10 protein-coding genes are annotated in these 12,338 nt (G+C 71.7%); 3 read left to right on the plus strand and 7 right to left on the minus strand.

What is annotated here, in order from left to right; genetic code table 11:
* Nucleotides 1–164: 164 nt before the first annotated feature.
* The 4 genes from AC3A84_RS03465 to AC3A84_RS03480 form a co-directional block, all read right to left on the minus strand.
* Nucleotides 165–920, minus strand: a complete 756-nt coding sequence (locus tag AC3A84_RS03465) for a hypothetical protein (protein ID WP_487968350.1) — start codon at nucleotides 918–920, stop codon at nucleotides 165–167.
* 181 nt (nucleotides 921–1,101) lie between these two features.
* Nucleotides 1,102–2,463 (minus strand): sigma-54-dependent transcriptional regulator, encoded by a 1,362-nt coding sequence (locus AC3A84_RS03470; protein WP_487968352.1) that lies wholly within the window; start codon nucleotides 2,461–2,463, stop codon nucleotides 1,102–1,104.
* Nucleotides 2,448–3,938 carry a sensor histidine kinase gene (locus AC3A84_RS03475; protein WP_487968353.1) on the minus strand — a complete coding sequence of 497 codons (1,491 nt, stop codon included), beginning with the start codon at nucleotides 3,936–3,938 and terminating at the stop codon, nucleotides 2,448–2,450. The genes AC3A84_RS03470 and AC3A84_RS03475 overlap by 16 nt, the downstream gene beginning before the upstream one ends.
* A 268-nt stretch (nucleotides 3,939–4,206) precedes the next feature.
* Nucleotides 4,207–5,271 carry a homocysteine S-methyltransferase family protein gene (locus AC3A84_RS03480; RefSeq protein WP_487968354.1) on the minus strand — a complete coding sequence of 355 codons (1,065 nt, stop codon included), beginning with the start codon at nucleotides 5,269–5,271 and terminating at the stop codon, nucleotides 4,207–4,209.
* A 171-nt stretch (nucleotides 5,272–5,442) separates the two neighbouring features.
* Here AC3A84_RS03480 and recQ point away from each other — a divergent pair, with 171 nt between their 5' ends.
* On the plus strand, nucleotides 5,443–7,305 hold the full coding sequence (gene recQ / locus AC3A84_RS03485) for a DNA helicase RecQ (protein WP_487968415.1): 1,863 nt from the start codon (nucleotides 5,443–5,445) through the stop codon (nucleotides 7,303–7,305).
* A gap of 130 nt (nucleotides 7,306–7,435) precedes the next feature.
* Here recQ and AC3A84_RS03490 read toward each other — a convergent pair whose 3' ends face one another.
* Nucleotides 7,436–8,350 (minus strand): gamma-glutamyl-gamma-aminobutyrate hydrolase family protein, encoded by a 915-nt coding sequence (locus AC3A84_RS03490; protein WP_343590558.1) that lies wholly within the window; start codon nucleotides 8,348–8,350, stop codon nucleotides 7,436–7,438.
* Nucleotides 8,351–8,485: 135 nt separating this feature from the next.
* Between AC3A84_RS03490 and AC3A84_RS03495 the strand changes: the two genes are divergently transcribed.
* On the plus strand, nucleotides 8,486–9,595 hold the full coding sequence (locus AC3A84_RS03495) for a CHASE2 domain-containing protein (RefSeq protein ID WP_487968355.1): 1,110 nt from the start codon (nucleotides 8,486–8,488) through the stop codon (nucleotides 9,593–9,595).
* A gap of 103 nt (nucleotides 9,596–9,698) precedes the next feature.
* Nucleotides 9,699–10,055, plus strand: a complete 357-nt coding sequence (locus AC3A84_RS03500; protein WP_487968356.1) for an HPF/RaiA family ribosome-associated protein — start codon at nucleotides 9,699–9,701, stop codon at nucleotides 10,053–10,055.
* Nucleotides 10,056–10,086: 31 nt separating this feature from the next.
* Here AC3A84_RS03500 and AC3A84_RS03505 read toward each other — a convergent pair whose 3' ends face one another.
* Both AC3A84_RS03505 and AC3A84_RS03510 read right to left on the minus strand, forming a co-directional pair.
* Nucleotides 10,087–10,944 (minus strand): TIGR03915 family putative DNA repair protein, encoded by an 858-nt coding sequence (locus AC3A84_RS03505; protein ID WP_487968357.1) that lies wholly within the window; start codon nucleotides 10,942–10,944, stop codon nucleotides 10,087–10,089.
* A gap of 17 nt (nucleotides 10,945–10,961) precedes the next feature.
* The gene (locus tag AC3A84_RS03510; protein ID WP_487968358.1) at nucleotides 10,962–12,278 is read right to left on the minus strand and encodes a putative DNA modification/repair radical SAM protein; all 1,317 of its coding nucleotides are present in this window, start codon (nucleotides 12,276–12,278) and stop codon (nucleotides 10,962–10,964) included.
* Nucleotides 12,279–12,338 lie beyond the last annotated feature (60 nt).

Here is a 12,338-nt window from a genome sequence, read left to right on the forward strand (position 1 = left end):
GCCGGGTGTGGATGAAGTCGCCCGTATCGAACGCTACGCCTTCGACGCCGCAGCGCGGGCTCTTGAGCGGCTGCAGATACCGGCGTTGCAGCGACCCGATCTGCGGCGTTACTGAGGGCAGGCCGGGATGTGCGGGCTCCTTTGGCGCCGTGCATGGCGGCTCGTCAGGGGCGCGGGCCGACGGGGCCGATGGGCGCGCCGGGCAGGCCGGGGGCGCCGGGGCCGCCGGGTGGGGCCAGCATGTCCTGCAGCGTGCTGGGCGATGCGCCGAGTTGCGCGGCCTCGATGCCGGTGCCCAGCGCGTTGCGCGTGCCCCAGCCGCGCACCGAGACGGTGGCACCAGTCTTGAGCAGCGGCATCACGGCGCTGCCCATGTGCGGCGGAAAACGCACGACGGTGCCGTCTTCCAGCAGCAGGCCGTGGGCGTCGCCCCGGCTGTTGAACAGTACGCGGGCCACGCGGCCGTCGGCCTGCAGCGCGGTCAGCGCTTCCTGCGGCGGGGGCAGCGGGCGCTGGCCGGGCACGGGGGGCGTGTCCTGCACCACGCGGCCTTGCGACTGCAGGCTCACGGCGCGCAGCACGCCGATGTCGCGGCGGTTCCAGCCGGTGGCCTGTACCGCGTCGCCCACGCGCAGCCAGGCGGTCAGCTCGGCCGACAGATGCGGCGGGAAGGCGATCTGCGTGCCGTCCTGCAGCAGCAGGCCGTCGGCTTCGCCGTTGGGGTTGACCAGCCAGCGCTGCACGGTGCCGCTGACCGTGGCCTGCTCCATCGGTGCGGTCTGCACCAGCAGCGGCGCCGGGCCGCGCGGAGCTGGGGCCGGCTGGGCCTGGGCGCCGGCGGCCAGCAGCAGGGCGGCGGCGCTGGCGAGGGCTGCGCGGGCCAGTCCGTTACGGTCGATGGGGTGGGAATTCGGTGGCATGGCAATCATCCTTGAGGGTTGGTGACGCCACAGGTATCCCAAGATGCGTGCCACCTGCGAAACCCTTGCAAATCAAGCACTTGCGCCGGAGCGTCGGCCATGGGCCTGGGTGGAATGGCGACAGTCTGTCCGGTTTTCGGACGCCTGCTGCGGTGCCGTGTCGCCCGGGCGGCCACCCTGTTCAGCCCAGCCCGTACTGCGCGAGCTTGCTGTAGAGCAGCTGGCGGTGGATGCCCAGGCGCCGCGCGGCCTGCGAGCGGTTGCCGTCGGACTGGCGCAGCGCGTGCTCCAGCATCAGCCGCTCCAGCCGCTCGACGGCTTCAGGTAGCGGCGCATCCAGCCAGGCGGCGGGCAGGGCGGCTGCGGCAGCGACGGCCCCTGTGTCTGCGCGCAGGTCCAGGTCGGCGGCCGAGACCACCGCGCCGCGCTGCAGCGCCTGGCAGCGCTCCATGGCGTTGCGCAGCTCGCGCACGTTGCCGGGCCAGGGGTGGTCCAGCAGCGCGCGGGCGGCCTCGGCCGACAGGCGCCGGGCGGGCTGCGGCGCGGCGGCGCGGCGCAGGAAGTGCTCAGCCAGCGGCACGATGTCGGCCAGCCGCTCGCGCAGCGGCGGCAGCACGATGTGCAGCACGTCCAGCCGAAAGCGCAGGTCTTCGCGGAAGCGCCCCTCGCGCACGGCGGCGGCCAGGTCGCGGTGGGTGGCGGCCACCACGCGCACGTTCACCTTCACCGGCCGGTGGCTGCCCAGCGGGGTGACCTCGCTTTCCTGGAGCGCGCGCAGCAGCTTGGCCTGCACGTCCATCGCCATGTCGCCGATCTCGTCGAGCAGCAGCACGCCGCCCTCGGCCGCGCGAAAGCAGCCGAGCCGGTCGGCCTGCGCGCCGGTGAAGGCGCCCTTGACGTGGCCGAACAGCTCGCTTTCCAGCAGTTCCTTGGGGATGGCCGCGCAGTTGAGCGCGACGAAGGGGCCGCCCGAGCGTGCCGAATGCCGGTGCAGCGCGCGCGCCACCAGCTCCTTGCCGGTGCCGGTCTCGCCTTCGATGAGCACCGGCGCCTCGCTGGCGGCGGCCAGGCCGATGCGCTTGTGGACTTCGCGCATGGATTCGCTGATGCCGATGAGTTCGCCGTCTTGCGCCGCATCGGTGTCCGGCGCGGGCGCGGCCAGGGCATCGCCGGCTTCGGCGCCCGCGCGCAGGGCGCGGTCGAGCACCTCCACCACGGCGGCACGGCTGACCGGCTTGGTCAGGTGGTCGAAGGCGCCCAGGCGCATCGCCTCGATGGTGCCGGAGCCGCTGGCATAGGCCGTCAGCACCAGCACGGGCGGCAGCCGCGCCGTGCGTGCGGCCAGCGCGGCCAGCGTCTGCAGGCCGTCCATGCCGGGCATGCGCTGGTCCAGGAAGATGGCGCCGTAGCGGTGGCTTTCGACCCGGCGCAACGCCTCTTCGCCGCCGCCGGCGGCATGCACTTCGTGGCCCAGGCTCTGCAGGGTTTCGACCAGGGATTCGCGGAAGGCGTCGTCGTCATCGACGACTAAGAGGCGCGCCATGGCAGCTCCAGTGTGAATCGTGCGCCGCCGCTGCCGTCGGCATGGCGGGGCGCGTAATGCAGTTCGCCGCCGTGGGCCAGCGCCACTTCGCGGGCCAGTGCCAGGCCCAGGCCGTTGCCGTCGGCGCGGCCGGTGGCGAAGGGCTCGAAGAGCTGGGCCTGCAGCGCCTCGGGCACGCCGGGGCCGTCGTCTTCCACCACCAGCGTGCAGGTGGAGCGGTCAGCATCCACGCGGGCCGAGAGCCGCACCTCGCCGCCCTCGGGCGCGTGGCGCACGGCGTTGTCCAGCAGGTTGTCGAGCGCGCGCGCGGCATGCGCGGGGTCGAAGACGGCTTCGGCCGCGTCGCCCGGCGCACCGCCCTGCAGCGCCAGCCGCACGCCGCGCGCCTGGGCGGCGGGGCGGGCCGTGTCGAGCCGCTCCTGCAGCCACGCGGTCAGCGCCACGCTGCGGGGCTGCAGGTGGAGCGGCTGCACCAGGGCCAGCAGGCTCTGCACCAGCCCTTCGAGCCGGTCGATCTGCGTGACGATGGCGCCCAGCGCCTCGGCATGGCGGGCCGGCGGCGCGGCCAGGGCGTTCTCGGCCTTCAGGCGCATGGCGGCGATGGGGTTGCGGATCTCGTGCGCGACCGAGGCGGTCATGCGGCCCAGGGCCGTCAGGCGCAGGTCGCGATGGCGCTGGGCCAGGGCTTCCTTGAGGCGGGCGCGGGCGTCCTGCAGGCGCGTGCCGAAGGCGTTGAAGCCATCGACGATGCGGTCCAGCTCGCGGATGCCGGTGCGCTCCAGCCGGGGGACGGTGCCGTCCGCCGCGCTGGCCAGGGCCTCTTCCAGCCGCCGGATCTGGCGCTGCCCGCGCAGCAGCACCCAGCCCAGCCAGACGCCCGAGGCCACCACCAGCAGCGCCAGCAGCGCGATGGCGGTGCGCAGGCTCTTCTGCGCGGTGATGGCGCCGGAGTGGGCGCGCGTCATGGTCCAGACGGCCGTGCCCGGGTGGGCGGCCAGCGGGCAGGCGGCGACGATCAGCACCTCGCGGCTGCCGCGCACCAGGTTCACGGCGGTGCGGCCGGTGCTGCCGGCCTGGCGGGCGGTCTCCAAGATCAGCGGCGATTCGGCGGCGGGCACGTCGATCTTGGCGCTGCTGCCTTCATAGGTGGGGTAGGCATAGGCCAGCATGCTGCCGCCCGGCGGGGTGGCGCTGGCGCTCCAGACGCCGCCTTCGACCTGCGGCGACTCCAGCAGCACCACGTGCAGCAGCACGCGCAGCAGGTCGGCCTGGGGCGCGTCGGCCGCCACGCCGGGCACCGACCGGGCATAGCGGCTGGCGATGTTCTCGCAGGCCTGGATGGCGCTCGCCTGGCTGGCGGCCACCTGGGCGCCGGGGCCCGTCTGGTAGAGCACGACGATGATGGCCGCCACCAGCGCGCAGGCGGCCATCAGGAAGGCCCAGAACAGGATCAGTTGAACGCGCAAGGACCGCACGGCAGACCACCGGAGTGAGGGACGGCGGATGTTAACGGCGGCGGCCGGCCCGGCCGGTAGGAGAACGGCGGGTCCGCAGTGCGGGTGGCCCGCCTCGGGCGTCAGAACGTGTTTACGATTTCGCTCCAACCCCAAGGGCAGCTACGTCGACGGGCGGTCTGCGGCGTTGCGGCGCTTGTGGATCGCCGTGCTATCCACTGCGCACCGCGCCTTGCATCCCATCCCGCCGACGTAGCTGCGCGACCCCTGGGAGATCGTAAACACGTTCTCAGGCCGCTTCGGGGTAGAACAGGCGGCGCGTGGGTACGGGCGCCACGGCGCGGCCAATGGCGGCGATGTGGTCCGGCGTGGTGCCGCAGCAGCCGCCCACGATGTTCACCAGGCCCTCGGCGGCGAACTCATGCACCAGGCGGCTGGTGACCTCGGGCGTCTCGTCGAAGCCGGTGTCGCTCATGGGGTTGGGCAGGCCGGCGTTGGGGTAGCAGCTGATGAAGGTGTCTTCCGCCACCCGGTTCAGCTCCTGGATGTAGGGGCGCATCAGCGTGGCACCCAGCGCGCAATTCAGCCCGACGGCCAGCGGGCGGGCGTGGCGCACGCTGTGCCAGAAGGCGGTCACGGTCTGGCCCGAGAGGATGCGCCCGGAAGCGTCGGTGACGGTGCCGCTGATGATGAGCGGCAGGCGCTCGCCGCTCGCCTCGAAGTACTCGTCGATGGCGAAGAGTGCGGCCTTGGCGTTGAGGGTGTCGAAGATGGTTTCGACCAGCAGCACGTCGGCGCCGCCCTCGACCAGGGCTGCGGTCTGTTCGTAATAGGCGGCGCGCAGCTGCTCGAAATCGACGTTGCGCGCACCGGGGTCGTTCACGTCGGGGCTGATGCTGGCCGTCTTGGGGGTGGGGCCCAAGGCGCCGGCCACGAAGCGGGGCTTGTCGGGCGTGGAGAACTTGTCGCAGGCGGCGCGCGCCAGCCTGGCCGAGGCGAGGTTCATCTCGCGCGCGAGGTCGGCCATGTGGTAGTCCTCCTGCGCGATGGTGGTCGCGCCGAAGGTGTTGGTTTCGATCAGGTCGGCGCCCGCGGCCAGGTAGGCCTCGTGGATGTCGCGGATCACGTCGGGCCGGGTCAGCGAGAGCAGCTCGTTGTTGCCCTTCACGTCGCGCGGAAAATCCTTGAACCGGTCGCCCGCGCCATCGGCGCCCTGGTAGCCCTCGCCCCGGTACTGGGCCTCGCCCAGCTTGAAACGCTGGATCATGGTGCCCATGGCGCCGTCGAGGATGGCGATGCGTTGGGCCAGGATGGCGGGCAGTTGTGCGGCTCGGGTGTAGCGGGGCAGGTTCATCCCGCAATTGTAGGAAGGTGGTGCGGGGCGCGCTGGCCGGCCGGCGCACAATACTGGGCTTTCCCCCGCGTGCGGCCCCTGCCGCGCAGCCGTGGCGGATTCGGGGTCGAATCGGCCTCTGGCCCCCGTCTTCCGGGCGCCTATAGCTATCAAAAAGTGAGTATCCCAGTAGTGTCCCCCGCGCATTTCGTCCTGCACGACGTCTTTGGCTACGACCAGTTCCGCGGCCCTCAGCAGGCCATCGTCGAGCACGTGATCGCCGGTGGCGACGCGCTGGTGCTCATGCCCACGGGCGGCGGCAAGTCGCTGTGCTACCAGGTGCCGGCCATCGTGCGGCGCGATGCGGGCCGGGGCGTGGCCATCGTCGTGTCGCCGCTGATCGCGCTCATGCACGACCAGGTCGGCGCCCTGCACGAGGCCGGGGTGGATGCCGCCTATCTCAATTCCACGCTCGACTGGCAGCAGACCCAGGAGCTGGAGCGGCGCGTGGCGCGCGGCGACATCACCATGCTCTATGCCGCACCGGAGCGGCTGACCACGCCGCGCTTCCTGGAGCTGCTGGACGGCCTGCACCAGCGCGGGCAGCTGTCGATGTTCGCCATCGACGAGGCGCATTGCGTGAGCCAGTGGGGCCACGACTTCCGCCCCGAGTACCGCGCGCTCACCGTGCTGCACGAACGCTATGCCGGCGTGCCGCGCATCGCCCTCACCGCCACGGCCGACGAGCTGACCCGCGCCGACATCGTGGAGCGGCTGCAGCTCGAAGGCGCGCAGCACTTCGTCTCCAGCTTCGACCGGCCCAACATCCGCTATCGCATCGAAGAGAAGAAAGAGCCGCTCGCCCAACTGCTGCGCTTCATCGAGCGAGAGCATCCCGACGACGCGGGCGTGGTCTATTGCCAGTCGCGCAAGCGCGTGGAGGAGATGTCCGCCGCGCTGGTCGATGCGGGCCTGAAGTCGCTGCCCTACCACGCGGGCCTGCCGCCCGAGGTGCGCCAGGAGAACCAGGACCGCTTCCTGCGCGAGGAGGGCATCGTGATGGTGGCCACCATCGCTTTCGGCATGGGCATCGACAAGCCGGACGTGCGCTTCGTCGCCCACGTGGACATGCCCAAGAACATCGAGGGCTACTACCAGGAGACCGGCCGCGCCGGCCGCGATGGCCTGCCCGCCGATGCCTGGATGGCCTACGGCCTGCAGGACGTGGTGAACCAGCGCCGCATGATCGACGAGAGTCCGGCGGGCGAGGAATTCAAGCAGGTCATGCGCGGCAAGCTCGATGCGTTGCTGGGCCTGGCCGAAGCCACCGACTGCCGGCGCGTGCGGCTGCTGGGCTATTTCGGCGAGGCCTCGGAGCCCTGCGGCAACTGCGACAACTGCCTGAACCCGCCCGCGGTGTGGGACGGCACGGACGCGGCGCGCAAGCTGCTCTCGACCATCTACCGCGTGCACGAGGCCAGCGGCCTCACCTTCGGCACAGGCCACATCATGGACATCGTGCGCGGCAAGGACACCGAGAAGGTCAAGCAGTTTGGGCACGACAAGCTCTCCACCTTCGGGCTGGGCAAGGAATATTCCGAGGCGCAGCTGCGCGGCGTGCTGCGCCAGCTGCTGGCCACGGGTGCGGTGGGCCTGCACAAGGTGATGCTGGAAAGCGGCCACAGCTTCGACACGCTGAGCCTCACCGACGGCTCGCGCCCCGTGCTCAAGGGCCAGACGCCGGTGCTGCTGCGCGAATCCACGGCCAGCGCGCCGGCCAAGCGCACCCGCCGCAGCACGGCGCCGCCGGCCGCCGCGGCCAACCGGGGACCCGACGGGCAGGTGCGTTTCATCAACCTCAAGGCCTGGCGCGCCGAGGTGGCGCGCGAGCACAACCTGCCGGCCTACGTGATCTTCCACGACGCGACGCTGGCCGCCATCGCCGAGCGCGACCCCGCTTCGCTGGACGACCTGCAAGGCATCACCGGCATGGGGGCCAAGAAGCTCGAAGCCTACGGGGCGGATGTGCTGCGCGTCTGCCGCGCCAGCGCCTGAGAACGCCGCATATTTCCAGAGCGGCTCACAAAGCCCAGCGAAGCGGTTCTGGCGAGGCGCCGCATCGCAGCCCGTAGCGGCGCTACCGCAAGATGCGGCAACGATGCCAGAAGGGCTTTTTGAGCGGCTCTCAGCGGCGCAGCAGCAGTGCCTGGCGCAAGAGCCGTGAAGCGCGGTCGCGGATCTGGAACGGGCTGTGGCCGGGCGCCGGGCGCACCTTGGCCATCGCGCAGGCGGCGAGGAAATCCTGCAGGATGGGCGTGTCGTCCAGCGCTTCCGTTTCCTTGGCGCGGAACTCCGGGTGCCATTGCGTCGCGGCGATGTAGCCCTTGCCCCGGCTGGGGCGGCGGCGGATCGCCTCGGGCACGCCGTCGGGGTAGCTCCAGGCCTCCACGTCGAAGCCCGGCGCCAGGTTCTTGATGCCCTGGTGGTGGATGCTGTTGACCACCACGCGCTGCTGCTGCGGGTAGAGCGCCGAAAGCCGCGTGCCCGGCACCATGTCGATCTCGTGGAAATGCTGGTCGTACGTGACGGCGTTGCGGTGCTGCTGCGCGCCCGGGTGCTGGGTCTCGATGTCCTGGTAGAGCGTGCCGCCAAAGGCCACGTTGATGAGCTGCAGCCCCCGGCAGACGCCGAAGATGGGCTTGCCCGCCTGCTCGAAGGCCTCGACCACCGCCAGGTCGTAGAGGTCGCGCACGCGGTCGCCCAGCCAGGCGTCCTTGAGCGGCACCTCGCCATAGCTGCCGGGCCACACGTCGGCCCCGCCATGCATCACCACGCCGTCCAGCCATTCGGCATAGTGCGCCAGCGTGACGTCGCCGCGCGCGGTCTCGCCGGTGGGGCAGGGCACCATCACCACCATGGCGCCGGCCGACATGATCCAGTGCGCAATGGACTGCTCCACGTACTGCAGCGTCTTGTTGGTGAAGAGGGAGCGGGCTGGGTCGGCGTGCGAGAAGCAGGCGGAAAGGCCGATCTTCAGGCGGGCGGAGGTGGAGGTCGTGGCTGGGCGCGCTGGCGCTGGGGTCCGCTGTGCAGAAAGCATGGTTCCGGTTGTAACGCCGAACGCGCCGTGTCGCTGTAGGAACGGGCCCCTGCGCCGCGTCGGGCCTGCGTGTGGCGCTATGGCCTGGATGCATTTCGTTCCCGGCTGCCGGTGCCGCGGCGCGATACTTTGCCCATGCAAGGTTTTTCGCTCTTCTCGGCCAGGCGCCTGCGTGCGCGCCGGCCGCCTTTCGCGCAGGTGGCGGCGGTGGGCGCGCTGGCCGTGCTGCTGGTCTGGGCCGCCAGCCTGTCGCAGCCCTGGGGCCGGCTGGAGACGATGGCCTTCGACGCCTTCACCCGCCTGTCCGCGCCCGGCCGCAGCACGCTGCCCGTGGTGCTGCTGGCCGTGGACGGTGCATCGCCTTCTGGCGGGCCCTCACGCCGCACGCATGCGCAGCTGCTGGAGCGTCTGCATGCCGGCGGTGCGGCTGCGGTGGGGTTCGACCTGCCGTTCTCCGAGCCCTCAACGCCCGACGACGACGCCGCTTTCGAGCGGGCGATCGCCGCATCGTCCGCCGTGGTGCTGCCCTCTGCGGGGGCGGGGGATGCCAGCCTGCCGCTGCAACGCTTCGTCGCTGCGGGGGCGCTGGTGGGCGATGCATCGCTGCTGCCCGACGGCGACGGCGTGGTGCGCCGGGCCGCTGTGCACGTTCACAGCCTGGCGAGTCGCCTGGCGGCCCTGGCCGATGCCCGCGCCGCGCGCGAGGCGCGGGCGACGGCGCTCTCCGAATACGTGGTGTATCGCGGGCCGGCCGGCACTTTCGACACGCGGCCCTACGAGGACGCGCTGCTGCCCGGCCGGCTGCCGCCGGACTTCTTTCGGGGCAAGGTGGTGCTCGTCGGCGCCGTGCAGGCGGACCTGCGCTCGCCCTTCGGCTGGGGCTGGAGCGATGCGCGCCCGTTCCCGCCCATGGAACTGCACGCCACGCTGATCGACAACCAGTTCACCGGCGCCCGCCTGCGCAGCGTGGATTCCGGCTGGTCGCCCGTGGTGCTGATGCTCGTGCTGCCCCTGCTGCTGGCCGCCGGCTGGCGCTGGCCGGTGGCGGCGGCGCCCCTGTCTCTGCTGCTGTCTGCGGGGGCCGTGGGCACTTCGTGGATGCTGTTCCAGCGTGGGCTGTGGTGGCCGCCGGTGTTTCCGGCCGCGGCGGTGCTGGCCGGGTGGGGTGCGGTGACCGTCTGGGTGGCCGCACGGGCGCTGCGCGGCAGGGTTCGGGCGCGGGGGCGCACGAGGGCGCAAGCGTGAAGAGACCTTGAGCAAACGCAACGTTTGGCAAGCATTCGCAAAACCCGGTTGAAGCGCGGCGCTACAGCCCCACACTGAAGGTGCCAACCACAAGGAGTCCGCCATGCAAGTACAAGTACAGACCGACGATCACATCGAGGGCAGCGAGGCCATGAACCGCTGGATCGAAACGGAAACCATCAGCCGGCTGGCCCGCTTCCGCGACCATCTGACGCGGGTGGAGGTGCATTTCTCCGATCTGGACGGCGGCCGCTCGAATGGCGCCGACAAGCGCTGCAATATCGAGGCACGCGTCTCCGGCCGCCCGCCGGTGGCCGTGAACGCCGATGCGGCCAAGGTGCCCGAGGCTTTCACCGCTGCCATCGACAAGCTGGTCCGCGCCCTCGACACCGATCAGGGCCGCCTGCGCGACCGCGCCGGCCGCGAGACCATCCGCACGGCCGAAAGCGGCCTGGCCTGAGAACGTGAACACGTTCTGAGCGGGGTCGCGCCTACCGGGTGGCGGTGATGCGCCGCTGCGGCACCGTGCCGCCGGCCGCCACCATGCGCGCGCTGCGCTCGTGCGCATCGCGCGCCAGCCCGTCGATGAGCGCCGCCTCGGGCAGGTTCTTCCAGTAGCGCGTTGGCATCTCGCGCCGCATCATGTCCAGCTTCAGGCGCGCCGGGTTGAAGGTGTGCCGGTAATAGGTGAGCCAGAGCGCCTCGCCCGCATCGGGCGGCGGCGCTTCGGCGCGCGTGGCGCCGGGCCCGGTCTGCAGCGTGCCCGCGTCCCAGCGCAGGCTGCAGTCGGGCGTGAGGATGGCCCAGCGCATCTGCGTGAAGCGCTGCACGAAGAACGCGGCATTGGCCCGGGCGATGTGATGGTCCGGCTCGAACCAGGCCACGTGCAGCGGCTGGGCCTGGCCGTCGTCCACGGCGCGAAAGCGCACGAAGGCGCGCATCTTGTGCATGTCGCGCCGCACGGCGGCCGCCAGGCGCTGCAGGCGCGCCAGATCGGGGTCGAGCGCATCGTGTCGCAGGGCCGGCTCGTGCGCGAGGCGCCACAGGGCGCGGTAGAGCAGCGCGTGGCGCTCCGGGTCGCTGTGCAGGGCCGCGTGCTCGGCCAGCGCCAGGAAGGCGCGGGGCACGCGGGCTGTGGGGGGCTGGGTCTGCCCCTCGTTGGCATCGCTGGCTGCGTCGGCCGGCGCTGCTTCCGGCAGCGGATCGGCCGCGAACAGATCGCTTTCGGCATCGCCCGCGACCTGCCAATGCACGGCCTCGGGCGGCAGGCCGGCCTGCAGGCAGGCGCGGGCGGCCTGGCGAAAGCCCGGCCAGTCGGCCGCGTGGCTCAGGGTGATGCTGCGCTGCATGGCGGCGGCTTTGGCCTTCAGGCGAAGAGCGATGCCTGCACCGGTGCGGGCGCCAGCTGGGCCCGCAGGCGGGCGGGCGCGCGCAGTCGGTCGTGCGGGAGGTGGTCGGTCACGGCGACGAAGGGCAGCACCTTGGCCAGCGGCATGTGCAGTCGGCCCAGGTCGGCATGGCGCAGCCGGCGCACGCGGCGGGCGGCCAGCAGTTTTTCGACCGTGCGCACGCCCAGGCCGGGCACGCGCAGCAGGCGTTCGCGCGGGGCGGTGTTCAGGTCCACCGGAAAGCATTCGGGATGGGCCACGGCCCAGGCGAGCTTGGGGTCCATCTCCAGCGACAGCATGCCGCTGCCGCGAGGCTCGTCGCCGCTGCCCAGGGCCGGGGCCGGCGGCACGATCTCGTCGTGCGTGAAGCCGTAGAAGCGCATCAGCCAGTCGGCCTGGTAGAGCCGGTGTTCTCGCACCAGCGGCGGCGCGGCCAGCGGCAGGGCGCGCGAGGCATCGGGAATCGGGCTGAACGCCGAGTAATAGACCCGCCGCAGCCCGTAGCCGCCATAGAGCCGGGCACTGGTGGCGAGGATGGTGCGGTCGTCGGCCGCGTCGGCGCCCACGATCATCTGCGTGCTCTGCCCGCCGGGCGCGAAGCGCGGAGCCTCGGCGCGGCGCGTGCGGCCGGGCAGGGAGACGATCTGCGGGCTGCCCGGGCGCCCCCGCTGGTCGCGGGCCTGCTGGCGGGCGTCGTCGATGTGCAGCGCCAACCGGCCCATGGAGCGCTGGATGGCGGCGCCGTCCTTCTCGGGCGCCAGGGCCGCCAGGCCCTGTTCGGTGGGCAGCTCGATGTTGATGCTGAGCCGGTCGGCATAGCGGCCGGCGCGCTGCAGCAGCTCGGGCGAGGCGTCGGGAATGGTCTTGAGGTGGATGTAGCCGCGGAAGTCGTGCTCCTCGCGCAGCACGCGGGCCACCTCCACCACGCGCTCCATGGTGTAGTCGGGGCTCTGGATGATGCCGCTGGAGAGGAACAGCCCCTCGATGCAGTTGCGGCGGTAGAAGTCGAGCGTGAGATCCACCACCTCCTGCACCGCGAAGCGCGCCCGCGGCACGTTGCTGCTGATGCGGTTCACGCAGTAGAGGCAGTCGTACTGGCAGTAGTTGGTGAGCAGGATCTTGAGCAGCGAGATGCAGCGCCCGTCCGGCGCGTAGCTGTGGCAGATGCCCATGCCCTCGGTGGAGCCGATGCCGCGCCCGCCCACCGAATTGCGCGCCGACGTGCCGCTGGACGCGCAGGAGGCGTCGTACTTGGCGGCGTCGGCGAGGATGGCGAGTTTGGATTCCGTGAGCACTGTGCTAATTTACAGTGTTTTGCGGGAATCCGCTGGGCAAGACCTTGCCGCTTGTCTTGC

Source organism: Paracidovorax sp., from assembly GCF_057642795.1.